We start from the raw sequence: 15,828 nt of genomic DNA, 5'->3' as shown, positions 1-15,828 counted from the left end.
TTGCTGGGAGAAGGAAATGCACTCCAGCCCCTCCGTCCCTCTCGGATGCCGAGTGTGGCACGTCCCCTCTCCCTGCCGGCGGGGAGAGGGTTAGGGTGAGGGGCAATCCGGGTTCAATGTCCGATCGACCGGACCGCCGGATAGGCGGCGCGGTAGCGGGCATAGGCAGTTTCATAGGCCTCCGTCAGCCATGACACCGGCTCGATCGTCTCCTCCGTCTTCGGTGCCGAGCAGACGGCGACCGGGTCGGCACCCGTCGCGGCGATCAGCCCGAGGCGGGCCGCGCCGAATGCCGCGCCGAAATCGCCGTCGGACGGAATATCGACCGGCACCCCAAGCGCGGTCGCGATCGAGGCCAGCCAGTAGCGCGAGCGCGAGCCGCCGCCGATGGCGGTGACGCGGGAGATCGAGGTGCCGGCGGATTTCAGGGCTTCGAGATTGTCACGGATCGCAAAGGTGACGCCTTCGAGCACCGCCTGGGTCAGCACCGCGCGGCTGCTTTCGTGCCCGAGACCGATGAACGAGCCGCGGATGACGGCGTCGTTATGCGGCGTCCGCTCGCCGGAAAGGTAGGGCAGGAAGGTGACGCCGGCCGGCGCCTTCAGCGTCTCTCCGAGTTCCTGGGTAAGTTCGGCGGCCGTCTTGCCGGCGATATGCGAATACCAGTTGAGCGCATCGGTCGCCGACAGGATGACGCCCATCTGGTGCCAGGTCTTCGGCAGCGCGTGGCAGAAGGCGTGTACGGCGCTTTCCGGCTTCGGCAGATAGGAGGCATTGGCGGCGAAGAGCACGCCCGACGTGCCGAGCGACACGAAGGCATTGCCTTCCGCCACGGTTCCCATGCCGCAGGCAGACGCCGCATTGTCCCCTGCCCCGCCGGCGACGACGACCGTGCCGGACATGCCCCAGGCGGATGCGAGTTCGGACCGCAGCTGCCCCCCCTGTTCCGTACCTTCGACCAGCGACGGCATGTGATTTTCAGACAGACCGGTGGCGGCCAGCAGTTCGGACGACCACTTGCGGGCGCCCGTATCAAGCCAGGACGTGCCGGCCGAATCCGACATTTCGGAAATGTGCTCGCCCGTCAGCCAGAGGCGCAGGTAATCCTTCGGCAGCAGGACCTTGGCGACCTTGACGAAGACCTCCGGCTCGTGCTTCGCGACCCAGACTAGTTTCGGCGCCGTAAATCCGGGAAAGACGATGTTGCCGGTGAGCTTGCGAAAGATCGGATCGGCGTCGAGCGCCGCCGCCTCTTCATGAGAACGGGTGTCGTTCCAGAGAATGCAGGGACGCAGGACCTTGTCGTCGGCGTCGAGCAGCGTCGCACCATGCATCTGACCGGAAAGGCCGATGCCTTTCACGGCCGCAAGTTCCTTCGGAAACTTGGCCTTGAGGCCGGCGACCGCCTCTTCCGTGGCACGGATCCAGTGGGCCGGTTCCTGTTCCGACCAGCCGGAATGCGGACGCGACACGTCCAGCGAACCGCTCGCCGAGCCGATGATCTTCTGATCACCGTCGATCAGCATCGCCTTGACGCCGGACGTGCCGAGATCGAGACCGAGATACATGGGGTTCTCCTAACTCCGCCGCCTTCGCGGCCTTTTTGTTCGCGACGCATCTTTTCCGAAAACCGTTTCGCGTTTTTCGGCATGCGCCGGCACTCAGGGCAGATTGTCCTTCAGAAAGATGTCGATGCGGATGCGCTCCTGCGCGGCGAGAACCGGCAGACCGTCGGCCTTGGCCTTGAGCACCCGAATGGCGCTCCTGACCTCGTGGCCAGCATCTTGGTTGAGCACGGCGTCGATGACGTCGCCGATCAGCGCCGCCCGGGTCGAAGCCGTCAGTTCATGGGCGATGACCAGCGGGCGGCTGGCGATGCCCGCCCTCTGGACGGCACGGATGAGGCCGCGATTGCCCGCCCCGAGACTGTAGATGCCTGCGATATCCTGGTTGCGGCGCAGCGCATCCGCGATCATCGTCTCGGCAAGCACCGGATCGTCGCGGCCTTCCAGAACCGGCAGGATGTGGATATCGGGATAGGCGTCGCCGATGACAGCCGAGAAACCCTCCAGCCGTTCGCGATGGTCGCGCACCAGCATGGAACCGGCGAGCACGGCGACACAGCGCATTTGCCCCGCAGTCGAAGGCGCACTGAGGAAACGCCCCATCAGGCTTCCCGCAGTGCGGCCGGCGGCGATATTGTCGATGCCGGCGTAGTGGTCACGGGTGGAATCTGGCAGGTCCGAGACGAGCGTGACGATCGGAATGCCGGCTCCCGTCAGCCGCCCGGCGGCCTCCCGCACCTCCGGCGCATCGATCGCCACGAAGGCGACGCCGGCCGGCTTTTCCCCGAGCAACTCATTCAACGCGGCAACCAGCGCCCGCGGATCGAAGGGCGGCACGTTGACGATGCGGATGTCGGTCCGCTCCGTGCTCGAACGCACGACCGCGGCTAGGACTTCCTCGCGAAGCCCGATCATGAAGGAATTGTCGTTTTCCGGCAGGATGAACACAAAGGGATAGGTGCGGCTCTTGGCGAGGTTCGCCGCGGCGAGGTCCCGCACGTAACCGAGCGAGGCGATCGCCTCTTCCACCTTGCCCCTGGTGACGGCACGCACGCCCGGCCGCCCGTTGAGGACCCGGTCGACGGTCGCCAGGCTGACGCCTGCGATCTTCGCGATATCGTGGACAGTAGGCTTCATGAACTCCTCCGAGGAAGGTCGTAGCCCAATTTTTGAGGTACGTAAATCAGAATTTGCGGCACGTCACTCAAAACGCATGACAAAAATATTCCAGCGCCGATATCCTGAAAGAAAAAGGCCGCCACTTGCGTGACGGCCCTCTCCCGGCGGTGGAATGCGGAAATTCTAGTGGCCGCCGCCGCCGGCACCTGCGGGGCGGGCCGGCTTGGCGATCAGGAAGACGAAGAAGATCAGGCTGCCGAACAGTGCCGTCAGGATGAAGAAGACATCCATGAAGGACAAAAGCCAGGCCTGCTGGGTGATGATGCCCGAGATCTTCTGGAGCGCCACGGCGCTGCCGTCGAGACCGAAGGAATTGTAGTTGGCACCGACGTTGTCGAGCCAGTTCAAGGCGGCCGGATTGCCGTAGTTCACATGCTCGGCAAGCCGGGCGTAGTGCTCGTCCGAACGCTGGGTCAGCGCCGTGTTGATGAGCGCGAGACCCACCGCGCCGCCGAGGTTGCGGGTCAGGTTGAAGAGCCCCGACGCGCCCTGGATGCGCTGCGGCGCCAGCGTGCCGAGAGCGATATTGCTGATCGGCACCATGCACATCATCATGCCGAACCCGCGCAGGATCTGCGGCAGGAACAGTTCCCAGAAATCCCAGTCCGACGTGATGCCGGTCATCAGCCAGGTGCCCATGGCGAAGGCGCCGAATCCGACCGCCATCATCACCCGCAGGTCCACGCTGTTCGACAGCCGGCCGACGATCGGCGCGGAGACGAACATGGCGATGCCGGAGACGAACATCGTCTCGCCGATCATCAGCGAATCGTAGTGGCGGATGCGGCCGAGATAGAGCGGATAGAGATAGGTGAGGCCGTAAAGACCGACGCCCATGATGAAGGAGAACAACGAGCCGAAGGCGAAATTGGCGTTGCCGAAGGCGCGGAGATCCACGACCGGGAACTCCACCTTGAACGCCCGCCAGAAGAACACCACGGCGCCGACCACGATGAAGACCGTGCCGATGACGATATGCTCGTCGCTGAACCAGTCCTTGTTGTTGCCCTCTTCCAGCACGTATTCCAGCGAACCGAGGAAGACGCCCATGGAGACGAGACCCCACCAGTCGAACTTCTTCATCAGCTGCAGCTGCGGCTTGTCGAAATCGATCATGGTGAAGGTGACGGCCGTCACGATGATGCCCGGGATGATGTTGACCAGGAACAGCCAGTGCCAGGAGAAGGAATTGCTGAGATAGCCGCCGACGGTCGGTCCGATGGTCGGTGCGAGTGTGGCGACGAGGCCGATGATCGGCGAGACGATGCTGCGCTTCGACGGCGGGAAGATGGTGAAGGCCGCCGCAAAGACGGACGGGATCATGCCGCCGCCGATGAAACCCTGCAGCGCGCGGAAGACGATCATTTCCTCGATGCTGGTGGCCGTGGCGCAGAGCGCGCTGGCGATGGTGAACCCGGCCGCACAGATGGCAAAGAGGTAACGCGTCGAGATGATGCGCGCGAGCGTCCCCGACAGCGGGATCATGATCACTTCGGCGATCAGGTAGGAGGTCTGCACCCAGGCGATCTCGTCCGAGCCGGCGGAAAGGCCGGCCTGGATTTCGGCAAGCGAGGCCGAAACGATCTGGATGTCCAGGATCGACATGAACATGCCGAAGACCATCGCGAAGAAGGCGATGATCTTGCGGCGGTCCATGGGCTGGTCCGCGGGCATTGCCAATGGAGCACCCGCGACGGCCGTTGCACCTGCCATGGCCGTTCTCCTCTAACTCTTATCTGGCGGCCAGGGCGTTGCCGGCGGGCGCCGTGCGGGTATCGACATCGACGACGACGGAAAGGCCGGCGCGCAGATGCTGGCGTTCGAGGTCTTCCTTCGGGATCGAGATCCGGACGGGCACGCGCTGCACCACCTTGGTGAAGTTGCCCGTGGCGTTTTCCGGCGGCAGCATCGAGAAGACCGAACCTGAGGCCGGGGCAATCGACTCGACCGTTCCGGTGATGTTGTGGTCCTCATAGGCATCCACGCGCACGCGGACCTTGGAGCCCGGCTCCAGGTGGCCGATCTGGGTTTCCTTGAAATTCGCCTCGATGTAAAGCTCGGTCAGCGGCACGAGCGATGCCAGCCGCTTGCCGGTGGAGACGAGGTCGCCCGTCTGGACGGCGAGATTGCCGATGACGCCGTCATAGGGGGCCTTGAGCACCGTGAAGCTCAGGTCGCGCTGGGCCTGGTCGCGGGCAAGCTCCTGGGTGCGGATGGTGTTGACTGCCTCGTCGCGCTGCGCATGCAGGAGGCCGATATTGGCCTGGGCGGAGGCAACCGCCGCCTGGCCGGCGACGAGGTTGGCGCGGGCCTGCTCGAGCGCGATCTGGGCATTGTCGAGCGATGCGGCGGTGCCGACGGAACTCTGCTGCAGGCTCGATGCGCGCTTCTCGTTGATCTCGGCGCCACGGACGGCTGCTTCCAGCGCGCCCTGCTGGGCCTGCGCCTGCTTGAGCGTCGCCTCGCCGCCGACGATCTGAGCATCGATGCGCGAAACCGCGAGCTTGGCGGATTCGATCGCCGCCAGCGCCTTCCGCAGCGCGAGTTGATAGTCGCCGTCGTCGAGCGTGACGAGCGGATCGCCCGCCTTCACCGACTGGTTCTCGACGACGTTCACCTTGGCGACATAACCGGAAACCTTCGGGGAGATGACCGCGATATCGCCTTCCACATAAGCGTCGTCGGTGGAAACCAGAAACCGGCCGTCGATCCACCAGTTGTAGCCATACCATCCGGCACCGCCCAGAAGGGCAAGCGCGAGGATCGGCAGGAGCAGGCCGCGGCGCTTCTTCTTTTCCGGCGCCTTCTGGGCTGCCGGAGCAGCGATCGCCTCGGCGGCGGCAGGCTGTTCGGCAACCGGAGCGCCCTTGCGGGCTTCGGCCTCGGAAAGGCCGGCGTTTTCCATGGTCACGGCGCGCAGAGCGCCGGCATTTTGAGAGGCCGTCATCTTTGATATACCGTCTTGGGAGCGTCTTATTCCATCGAACCGATCGGTTCAGCGAGCTTGACATAGACCTTTCGATGACACATATCAAGGGCAATCGAACCGAGCGGTTCGAAAAGGTTAAAAAAAGGCATCAAAATGGCCAGGCAGACAAGGAAACTGGAAAAATCCGATCCCGTTCCCGCCGGACGTTTCGCAGCGGGTGAAGACCCGGCGAAACGGGAACAGATCATCGACGGCGCCAAGGCCGTGTTTATGAAACTCGGCTTCGACGCGGCGAGCATGAACGACATTACCCGCGAGGCAGGCGTCTCGAAGGGCACGATCTACGTCTACTTCCAGAACAAGGAAGATCTCTTCGGCGCGATCGTGGCCCGCGAGCGCGAACGCATCACGCTGAGAATGCGCGACATCCTCGCTGGCAGCGAAGAGGTCGAGGATGGCCTCTACCGCTTCGGCATGGGTTTCGCCACCCATATCACCGCTCCACAAGTGATCGAGGCGATGCGAACGGTCATCGGCGTCGTCGACCGCATGCCGAGCGTCTGTCGTCACTTCTTCAATTCGCCGTCGCAGAACGTGCGTACGGTTCTGGAAGATTTCATCAAGCGCCACATCGCGCTCGGCAATCTGAAGGTGGAGGATACCGATCTCGCCGCCCGCCAGTTCATCGACATGTCGAGCGGCACCTTCTTCAAGTACCGCCTGTTCGGCGACCTTGGAGACATTCCCCCGTTCAGCGAACTCGACCGGACCGTCTCGGGCGCGATCCGGGTATTCATGGCCGCCTATGGCGTCCATGACAAAACCGTGACCGAAAAAACCAAAGAACACGCCTGATTTCAGGAGGTTGGGACGCAACCTCCTCTTGTTTTTACCCGGTCGCATCTTAAATGCGGCCCGCAATTGCGCGTGTGGATTGAAAACAGGAGAAATGGATGGACATTGCAGCGCTCATAGCGGACCCGGCGGCCTGGGTGGCGCTTGTGACACTCGTGGTCATGGAAGTCGTGCTCGGCATCGACAACCTGATCTTCATTTCCATCCTGACCAACAAGCTGCCCCCCGAACATCGCGACCGCGCCCGCAAGATCGGCATCGGTCTGGCGCTGATCATGCGGCTCGGCCTGCTCGGCACTGTTGCCTGGATCGTTCAGCTCACCAACCCGATCTTCACGGCCTTCGGCCACGGCTTCTCCTGGAAGGACCTGATCCTGATCGCCGGCGGCCTCTTCCTCGTCTGGAAGGCGACCAAGGAAATCCACCATTCCGTCGATATCGAAGACCACAAGGAAGACCTTGTCGGCGCCGGCAAGGACGTGGTGAAGATGAGCTTCGCCTCGGCGATCGGCCAGATCCTGCTGCTCGACCTCGTCTTTTCGATCGATAGCATCATCACCGCCGTCGGCATGACGCCGCACCTGCCGATCATGGTCGTCGCCGTGCTGGCGGCCGTCACCGTCATGCTGCTCGCCGCGACCCCGCTTGCCAACTTCATCGAGAAGAACCCGACGATCGTCATGCTGGCGCTCGCCTTCCTGCTGATGATCGGCGGCACGCTGATCGTCGAGGGTTTCGGCGTGCACGTGCCGAAGGGCTATATCTACGCCGCCATGGCCTTCTCCGCCGGGGTCGAAGTGCTCAACATGTTCGCCCGCAACGCCCGCAAACGGAAGAAGGGCGGCGGCCAGACGCTGCATTGACAAGGATGAGAAGGGCGCCGCGGAGGCGCCCTTCCATCGGTCAAGGGGCGATCGGGTTGTCTCTGGCCTGGAGCCGGTGTTATTCGTGCTCTTCCGACAGGAATCGACCGCTGAAGGCCGTATTCAGCTCTTCGCCAGTTCCCTCTCGATCGCCTCGACCAGACGGCCATCCTCCGCCGTCACGTCCGGAGCGAAACGGGCCTTGATCTCGCCGTCACGGCCGATCAGGAATTTCTCGAAGTTCCAGAGGATTTCGCCGTCATCCTCGACGGCCATGCCGAAGCCGCGCAGCCGCTCCTTCATCGGGCCGTCCCCGGTGGTCTGCACGCCGGAGCCGGTCAGCGCCTGGTAGAGCGGGTGCTTGTCCTCGCCCTTCACGGAGATCTTCGAAAAGATCGGGAATTTCACGTCGTAGGTCAGCTGGCAGAACTCGACGATCTCGGCATCCGTGCCGGGCTCCTGGCCCTTGAAATCGTTGGCCGGGAAAGCGGTGATGACGAGGCCTGCATCGCGCTTGTCCTCATAGAGCTTTTCCAGCCCCTCATATTGCTTGGTCAGGCCGCATTTCGACGCGACGTTGACGACCAGCATCACCTTGCCCTTGAATTCGTTGAGGGAGGTCTCGCGGCCATCGGCAAGCTTCACCGGAATGTTCAAAACGTCGCTCATCTGGAAATCTCCTCGAACTGAAAATTATTTGGGCTGCCCAAACTATCCCTGCGGCTTCGATTGTCCAGTGGACAGCTGTCCCGTCCCGCACTCCGGAGCACGGAACTTTGGGAAGCGGTCGGGATTGATACACCGCGCGAGAAAGACAATTATTGCGCAAGGCGGATATCCTTCGCCCATTTCTCAGACCCGCCGGAGCCGCATGACCACCCAGCAGATCCTCGCCTTCTCCGTCATCGCCCTGATGATGACGGTCTTCATCTGGGATCGTTTCCGTTATGACGTCGTCGCCTGCTGCGCGCTGGTTCTTTCGGTCGCGGTCGGCATCGTGCCGCCGGACAAGGCGTTTTCCGGCTTTTCGGACGATATCGTCATCATCGTCGGCAGCGCGCTGGTCGTCTCGGCCGGCGTGGCGCGCTCGGGCGTTGTCGACACGGCGATCAAGAAATTCTTCCCGAACCTCAACACGCTGCACACCCAGCTCGCATTGCTGATGATCGTCGTGGCGATGCTCTCCGCCTTCATCAAGAATATCGGGGCGCTGGCGATCATGATGCCGGTCGCTTTCCAGTTCGCCAGGAAATCCGGCGCCTCCCCGTCGAAATACCTGATGCCGATGGCATTCGCCGCCCTGCTCGGCGGGCTGATGACGCAGATCGGCACCTCGCCGAATATCGTCGTCTCCAGGCTCAGGGCCGAATTGACGGGCACCAGCTTCACCATGTTCGACTTTACGCCCATGGGCGGCATATTGACGGTGGTCGGCATAACCTTCCTGCTTTTCTTCCATTGGCTGGTGCCGAGCCGCACGAAGCAGAACAGTTCGATCGAGGAAGCGGTCGAAATCAAGAACTACACGTCCGAAGTGGCGATCACCACCCAGTCGCCCCTCCTGGAAAAGCCGCTCGGCGAACTTCTGAAGCTCGGCGACGGCGAGGCTATCGCCACCGCCGTCCTGCGTGGCACGACCCGCATGTCTCCCTTCCCCGACCTCAGATTGCGCGAAGGCGATATCGTGCTGCTCGAAGGCCCGTCCACCGCGCTCGACCGCATCGTGTCCGCCGGAAAGCTGCAGCTTTCCGGCAAGCCGCTGAAGGAGAACGGCCAGGTGGTGGCGGACGTCATCTCCATCGAAGCGGTCGTCAGCCAGGAATCGCCGCTGAGGGGCCTTTCCGCCAAGGAGATGGCGCTCTCCTATACCCGCGGCGTCAATCTGCTGGCGATCAGCCGCCATGGCGAAAGGGTGAAGGAGCGGCTGGGCGACCTGACGCTGACTGCCGGCGATGTGCTGGTGCTGCAGGGCAGCCGCAAGCGCCTTCCCTTCGTATTGCAGGATTTTTCGCTTCTGCCGCTTGCCCAGCGCGAAGTCCTGCTCGGAACCCGGAGGCGGGCCTTCTTTCCCCTGATTATCCTGGCGCTTGCCATGGCCGCCACCGCGATCGGCATCGCCTCCGTGCCGGTCGCGTTTTTCACCGCCGCGCTCGGCATGGTCGTCTTCCGGGCGATCCCCCTGAACGACTTCTACAAGTCGGTGGACGGGCCGATCCTCGTCATGCTGGCCGCCCTCATCCCCGTGTCGGATTCGCTCAGGACCACCGGCGGCAGCGAGCTGATCGCCGGCTGGCTTGGTCAGGCCGCGGCAAGCCTTCCGGCCTGGGGTGCGCTCGGCCTGATCCTCGTCTCCGCCATGGCGGTAACGCCCTTCCTCAACAACGCCGCGACCGTGCTCGTCATGGGGCCGATCGCCGCGAGTTTTGCCGCCAATCTCGGTTTCCGGCCGGAAGCCTTCCTGATGGCGGTGGCGATCGGCGCCGGCTGCGATTTCCTGACCCCCGTCGGCCACCAGTGCAACACGCTGGTCTTCGGCCCCGGCGGCTACAAATTCTCCGATTACCCGCGCCTCGGCCTGCCGCTTTCCTTCCTGATCATCCTCGTCAGCGTGCCGGCGCTCCTCTATGTCTGGCCGGTAAGGTAGGGTTGATCCCAAAAACCTTGACGCTTGCGGCTGAATATGGCCTAAGCCTGCGCCAATCCGCATTCCTAAAACAGGCTCGGCGCCCATTTGCGTGCCTTGCCGGCCGCCACAGATAGAGCATTCCTCATGATCGCCACCAAGCCCCGCGTCCGCATCGCTCCCTCGCCCACCGGCGAGCCGCATGTCGGCACCGCCTATATCGCGCTCTTCAACTACCTCTTCGCCAAGAAGCACGGCGGCGAATTCATCCTGCGCATCGAGGATACCGATGCGACCCGTTCCACGCTGGAATTCGAGCAGAAGGTGCTGGATGCGTTGAAATGGACCGGGCTCACCTGGGCGGAAGGCCCGGATATCGGCGGCCCCTACGGCCCCTATCGCCAGTCCGACCGCAAGGACATGTACCAGCCCTACGCACGGGAACTGCTGGACAAGGGCCATGCCTTCCGCTGCTTCTGCACGCCGGAACGGCTGGAGCAGATGCGCGAAGGCCAGCGCGCCGCCGGCAAGCCGCCGAAATACGACGGTCTCTGCCTCAATCTGACGGCCGAGGAAGTGACCTCAAAGCTGGCGGCCGGCGAAAGCTCCGTCATCCGCATGAAGATTCCCGCCGAAGGCAATTGCGAATTCCACGACGGCGTCTACGGCGACGTATCGATCCCGTGGGACTCGGTCGACATGCAGGTGCTGATCAAGGGCGACGGCATGCCGACCTATCACATGGCGAACGTCATCGACGACCACCTCATGAAGATCACCCATGTGGCGCGCGGCGAGGAATGGCTGGCTTCGGTGCCGAAGCATATCCTGCTCTACCGCTATTTCGGCTGGGAACAGCCGGTGTTCATGCACCTGTCGCTGATGCGCAATGCCGACAAGTCGAAGCTGTCGAAGCGCAAGAACCCGACCTCGATCTCCTATTATTCCGCGCTGGGCTACCTGCCGGAAGCGCTGATGAACTTTTTGGGCCTGTTCTTCGTCCAGATGGCCGAAGGCGAGGAAATGCTGACCATGGACGAGCTTTGCGAAAAGTTCGACCCGGAAAACCTCTCCAAGGCCGGCGCGATCTTCGATATCCAGAAGCTCGACTGGCTGAACGGCCGCTGGATCCGCGAGAAGCTGACCCCGGAAGAGTTCGTCGCCCGTACGCTCGAATGGGCCTCGGAAAACAGCCGCCTGACGGAAGGCCTGAAGCTTTCGCAGAGCCGCATTTCCAAGCTCGGCGAGCTGCCGAACCTCGCCGGCTTCCTGCTGTCCTCCGACGTCGGCCTGACGCCGGCCTCGTTCGCGGGCCTGAAGACCAGCCCTGCCGAAACGCTGGAGATCATCAACACGGTGCAGGCCGATTTCGAGAAGATGATCGAATGGAACGTCGAATCGATCGACGCGGAACTGCGCGCCATTTCCGACCGGCTCGGCAAGAAGCTGCGCGTCGTCACCCCGCCGCTCTTCGTCGCCATGTCGGGCTCGTCGCGCTCTCTGCCGCTGTTCGACTCGATGGCGCTCCTCGGCCGCTCGGTCGTACGCCAGCGGCTGAAGATCGCCGCGACGGTGGTGGCACAGACGATGGGAAGCGGGAATTGATGCTTGCGGAGGCGGGACACTGCCTCTCCTCCGTCATTCCTGTGCTTGTCACAGGAATCCAGCCACGGTGCGTCTGCGCCGTAAAAGAATGAATTAAGTCTTCCGCGCCCAAAGACTTGGGCGCACTGGATTCCTGTGACAAGCACAGGAATGACGGATACAGAGACGACTGGCCGCGCGGCCACGCCGCTACAGGAATTGAACGATGACCGATACGACCAACGAAACCGCCCTCTCCTCCGACGCCACGCAGGTGCGCGCCCAGAAGCTCGCCATCCTTCGCGAGAAGGTCGGCGACGTCTACCCGGCGCATTTCCACCGCACCATGAACAATGCGGATCTCGCCGAGAAATATAAGAACCTGGAGGCGGACGTCGAGACGCAGGATATCGTGACAGTCGCCGGCCGTGTCTATTCCTCGCGCAATTCCGGCATGTTCATGGATATCCACGACGCCTCGGGCAAGATCCAGATCTTTTCCCACAAGGACGTGACGGGCCTAGAAGCCCGCGACCTGCTGCCCATGATCGACATCGGCGACATCATCGGCGTCACCGGCGTCGTGCGCCGCACCAAGCGCGGCGAGCTGACGATCAATGCCCAGTCGATCACCATGTTGACCAAGTCGCTGCTGCCGATGCCGGAAAAGTGGCACGGACTGTCGGACGTCGAGCTGCGCTACCGCAAGCGCCACCTCGACATCATGACCAACGAGGAATCCAAGCTGCGCTTCCAGCAGAGAAGCCGTATCGTCTCCGGCATCCGCCGGTTCATGGAAAACGACGGCTTCATGGAAGTCGAAACGCCGATGCTGCATTCGGTCTATGGCGGCGCCACCGCCGAGCCGTTCAAGACGCACCACAATACGCTGAAACTCGATATGTTCCTGCGCATCGCACCGGAACTTTACCTGAAGCGCACGCTGGTTTCGGGTCTCACGGACAAGGTGTTCGAGATCAACCGCAACTTCAGGAACGAGGGCGTTTCGACCCGCCACAATCCCGAGTTCACCATGATGGAGTGCTACTGGGCCTATGCCGACTACGAGGACATCATGGACCTCGTCGAACGCATGTTCTCGACGCTCGCCATGACCATCCACGGCTCGACCGAGTTCAAGTTCCAGGACAAGGAACTGTCGTTCAAGGGACCGTTCAAGCGCGTGCCGATGCCCGATGCGGTGAAGGAAGCGACTGGCATAGACTTCCTGGCCATGAAGACCGACGAGGAAGCCCGCACCGCAGCCAAGGCCGCCGGTTTCGAAGTCGAGAAAGACTGGACCTGGGGCGAATGCCTCGCCTTCGTCTTCGAGGAAAAGGTCGAGCCGACGCTGATCCAGCCGAGCCACGTCACCCATTTCCCGAAGGACATCTCGCCCTTCGCCAAGGAAGTGCCGGGCGAACCGCGCCTCGTCGAACGCTTCGAAACCTATTGCAACACATGGGAACTCGGCAACGCATTCTCCGAGCTGAACGATCCGGAAGAACAGCGCCGCCGCATGGTGGAGCAGTTGGACCAGGCCCACGCCCGCGGCGAGAAGGAAAAGCAGCTCGACGACGAATTCTTGGACGCCATGGACCAGGGCATGCCCCCGGCTGGCGGTCTGGGCATCGGCGTCGATCGTCTGGTGATGCTGCTGACGGATTCACCCTCGATCCGCGATGTCATTCTGTTCCCGGCGCGACGCAGCAAGCAGGATTGAGTGAAGCTTGCCCTCACCCTAACCCTTGCCTGGGTTGAGCCGCTTGTCTTAACCCTTCGGACCCCGCTTTAACGGGGAGAGGGACGTGCCATTCGCACCGCTCGCGGAAGGGAAAAGCGGCGCGGCATAGGTCCTTCTCCCCGCAAGCGGGGAGAAGGTGCCGGCAGGCGGATGAGGGGCAATCGACCCTCGCCCTTCAGCGCTCCAACGCAAACACTACCTCGTACAATCCCGGACTGGCCTCCCCATACGCCTTGTTGCCGTCGATCATTCCCGCGGAGCGCAGCCGCTCGATGACGCGCCTCGCCGCCTCCATGTCCTTGCTCTGGGCATAGTTGACGACCTTGGTTCCGTCGAGGCTGCGGTGCAGGCTGGCGGATATCCAGCCGGGCACGTCGCTTGCGATTTTCGCCGCTTCGCCAAGATAGGCGATCAGCGCCTGCTGCCCGCCTTCCGGCACGGTGAACACGTTGATCTGGGTGATGACGCCGCTTTCGGCACGGATGATGGGCATTGCGATCTCCTTCGTTCGGGAAGACGCAAACCCGGCGGATCAAGGAGATGCGGAACGGAGGTCCGATCGCACACCAAGCCGCCGGCGTTTGCGCCGGTTGCTTGCCGCGGGTCCGCTGAAATAGCGGTACGGAGCTTCCCCAAGGGAAGGAAACGGACTGACCGATGCCGTTTCAGGTCCTTTTCGACGATGATATTTCTAGCGCCATTCTCCGAACGCGCAAGCGGCTCCTCGCCGCCGGCGCCGGAAAGGCATCAGTGTACAATCTTTGCCGGCTTGGCGGACGCTTCCTGGTCCGGCTTGGCCGATTTCGCGGGCGCTGCCGGTGCAGGGGCCGCGGCTGCGGGCGCTTCGCCCCTGAGCTTGGCGAGCCAGGCGGCACCTGCGGCATCCGCATCGGTGGAACCATCGGCCGGCGCCGGCGCAGGTTCGGCACGGGCTGCCTCGGCTTTCCCGCCGTCGGAACGGACCGCGTCGGCCTCGGTCTGCTTGGACCACCGCTTGCCGCCTTCGGCTGAGGTGCGGGGTTCCGGCGCAGGTTCCGTTGCCTTCGCCGTCTTGGGGGCGGGCTGGGCTGCCTCCTGGGATGCGGCGGGCTTTTCCGTCTCGCCGCTGCCGAAGATCATGCCGGTGAGCGACGCGAGAAACCCGCCCTCCTCCTTCTTCAGTTCGGCCGCAGCAGCCTGCTCCTTCGCGGGAGCGGGTTTTGCGCCGTGATCATTCGCCGCCTGTTTCGCGGAGGTAGGCTTGTCCACGCCATGCTCGGCGCCTGCGGCCTGCTTCGAGCTGGCGGGTTTCTTGTCGCCATGGCCTTCCGCAACCGCCTTGCCAGGGTCGCCGGCAGGTGCATCATGGCCGGCAGGTGCCGCCGCCTGCGCTTCGCCTTCGCCCGCATGACCTTCCGCCGGCGCTTCTTCCGTCTTGGAACCGAAGATCATCCCCGTGATGGAGCTCAGGAAGCCGCCGCTCTCCTTGGCCGCTACTTCATCGCCATGACCTTCAGCCGGAGCACCGTGACCCTCCGCAGCCGGCGCCGCATCGTGTCCGGAGGGCTCGCCATGGCCGCCGCTTGCTTCGCCATGACCACCGGAAGGCTTGCCGTGATCGCCGCCGCCCTTGGCCTTCTCGCCGTGACCGGCGGCAGGTGCGCCATGCTCGCCCGCCGGCGCCGCCACGACCGGATCGGCGCAATCGGCCTTGTCGGTCAGCCGGGCGGTCAGAGCCTCGATGTCTTCCAGCGGCAGGTCGATGCGCATGCCGTAATATTCGCCGTTCGAATTGGCCGCGCCATCCAGATAATAGGCCGAAAACGGCTGCACGGCCGTCCCTTCCGGAGCCTTCTTGGGGTCGGGAATGTAGACGACCTGCGCGCCGATCGTGCGGCCGCGCATCTGAGCGCGATCCTTGGGACCGGCCTTGTCGAGCATCGCCACCTGGACGAGATCCGCCTTTTCCTTCTCCTGAACGGCTTTGGCGACGCGCAACGCGGTGCGGATGCGCGCCATGCCGTCACCCGGCTCGTCGCTCACCACGTATCTGCGCACCCAATAACGCTGGTCCCGCTTGATCTTGACCGTATCGACCGCCGTGCACTCGAGCCCGTTGATCTCCAGATAGGAAGGGCCGAGAATCTTGTCGGTGCCGATGAAGACCGCCGCCGCGCCGCTACCGCCGCCCAGCACGACGACACTGCCCATCATGATGAAAAGGAGCTTCTTCGAAAGCCGGAACTTCAGACCCTTCACTTGCCGAGCTCCGGCATGATCAACTCCATGAACGCAAAACAACAGGATGGAATATCGGCGGCATAATCCCCTATTCTCCTTGAGGAAGCTTTAACCGGACCCGATTTTTCGCCCGCGGCGGCGATGATGGGCACTCCTGTCGCGTATCATTTCGATGCATGGAATATTGTTGCGAATGAGTTGCAATTGCATTGACAACATCGAAAAGCCCACTAGATTGTGTTGCGAATGAGTTGCAATAAGGAATT

General features: G+C 63.0%; 12 protein-coding genes. 5 read left to right on the top strand and 7 right to left on the bottom strand.

The window, feature by feature from the left end; genetic code table 11:
- Positions 1 to 113: 113 nt before the first annotated feature.
- From xylB to DMO26_RS28615, 4 genes are all read right to left on the bottom strand, one after another.
- Complete coding sequence (gene xylB, locus DMO26_RS28630; protein WP_117195729.1) at positions 114 to 1,568, bottom strand: xylulokinase; 1,455 nt, start codon at positions 1,566 to 1,568, stop codon at positions 114 to 116.
- Between the two features lie 93 nt (positions 1,569 to 1,661).
- The gene (locus tag DMO26_RS28625) at positions 1,662 to 2,702 is read right to left on the bottom strand and encodes a LacI family DNA-binding transcriptional regulator (RefSeq protein WP_117195728.1); all 1,041 of its coding nucleotides are present in this window, start codon (positions 2,700 to 2,702) and stop codon (positions 1,662 to 1,664) included.
- A 165-nt stretch (positions 2,703 to 2,867) separates the two neighbouring features.
- Positions 2,868 to 4,457, bottom strand: a complete 1,590-nt coding sequence (locus DMO26_RS28620; RefSeq protein WP_162895097.1) for a DHA2 family efflux MFS transporter permease subunit — start codon at positions 4,455 to 4,457, stop codon at positions 2,868 to 2,870.
- A gap of 19 nt (positions 4,458 to 4,476) precedes the next feature.
- The gene (locus DMO26_RS28615) at positions 4,477 to 5,691 is read right to left on the bottom strand and encodes an HlyD family secretion protein (RefSeq protein WP_117195727.1); all 1,215 of its coding nucleotides are present in this window, start codon (positions 5,689 to 5,691) and stop codon (positions 4,477 to 4,479) included.
- A gap of 135 nt (positions 5,692 to 5,826) precedes the next feature.
- Between DMO26_RS28615 and DMO26_RS28610 the strand changes: the two genes are divergently transcribed.
- Together DMO26_RS28610 and DMO26_RS28605 are read left to right on the top strand one after the other, a co-directional pair.
- Positions 5,827 to 6,528, top strand: coding sequence for a TetR/AcrR family transcriptional regulator (locus DMO26_RS28610; protein ID WP_117195726.1), 702 nt, complete (start codon positions 5,827 to 5,829; stop codon positions 6,526 to 6,528).
- Between the two features lie 98 nt (positions 6,529 to 6,626).
- Complete coding sequence (locus DMO26_RS28605) at positions 6,627 to 7,391, top strand: TerC family protein (protein WP_117195725.1); 765 nt, start codon at positions 6,627 to 6,629, stop codon at positions 7,389 to 7,391.
- Positions 7,392 to 7,514: 123 nt separating this feature from the next.
- Here the strand turns inward: DMO26_RS28605 and DMO26_RS28600 are convergent, their stop codons facing one another.
- Positions 7,515 to 8,060, bottom strand: coding sequence for a glutathione peroxidase (locus DMO26_RS28600; protein WP_117195724.1), 546 nt, complete (start codon positions 8,058 to 8,060; stop codon positions 7,515 to 7,517).
- 202 nt (positions 8,061 to 8,262) lie between these two features.
- Between DMO26_RS28600 and DMO26_RS28595 the strand changes: the two genes are divergently transcribed.
- From DMO26_RS28595 to lysS, 3 genes are all read left to right on the top strand, one after another.
- Positions 8,263 to 10,035 carry an SLC13 family permease gene (locus tag DMO26_RS28595; protein ID WP_117195723.1) on the top strand — a complete coding sequence of 591 codons (1,773 nt, stop codon included), beginning with the start codon at positions 8,263 to 8,265 and terminating at the stop codon, positions 10,033 to 10,035.
- Positions 10,036 to 10,161: 126 nt separating this feature from the next.
- The gene (gltX, locus tag DMO26_RS28590; protein ID WP_117195722.1) at positions 10,162 to 11,619 is read left to right on the top strand and encodes a glutamate--tRNA ligase; all 1,458 of its coding nucleotides are present in this window, start codon (positions 10,162 to 10,164) and stop codon (positions 11,617 to 11,619) included.
- Between the two features lie 205 nt (positions 11,620 to 11,824).
- Complete coding sequence (gene lysS, locus DMO26_RS28585) at positions 11,825 to 13,321, top strand: lysine--tRNA ligase (RefSeq protein ID WP_117195721.1); 1,497 nt, start codon at positions 11,825 to 11,827, stop codon at positions 13,319 to 13,321.
- Between the two features lie 196 nt (positions 13,322 to 13,517).
- Here lysS and DMO26_RS28580 read toward each other — a convergent pair whose 3' ends face one another.
- Both DMO26_RS28580 and DMO26_RS34985 read right to left on the bottom strand, forming a co-directional pair.
- Positions 13,518 to 13,835: an antibiotic biosynthesis monooxygenase family protein gene (locus DMO26_RS28580; RefSeq protein ID WP_117195720.1), complete on the bottom strand. Its 318-nt coding sequence runs from the start codon at positions 13,833 to 13,835 to the stop codon at positions 13,518 to 13,520.
- Positions 13,836 to 14,089: 254 nt separating this feature from the next.
- The gene (locus DMO26_RS34985) at positions 14,090 to 15,580 is read right to left on the bottom strand and encodes a hypothetical protein (protein ID WP_117195719.1); all 1,491 of its coding nucleotides are present in this window, start codon (positions 15,578 to 15,580) and stop codon (positions 14,090 to 14,092) included.
- Between the last annotated feature and the right edge of the window lie 248 nt (positions 15,581 to 15,828).

It is taken from the genome of Rhizobium terrae (genome assembly GCF_003425685.1).
Lineage (GTDB): Bacteria > Pseudomonadota > Alphaproteobacteria > Rhizobiales > Rhizobiaceae > Neorhizobium > Neorhizobium terrae.
The sequence above is the reverse complement of the archived record's forward strand: the minus strand, read 5'-3'. Positions and strand labels throughout refer to the sequence as shown.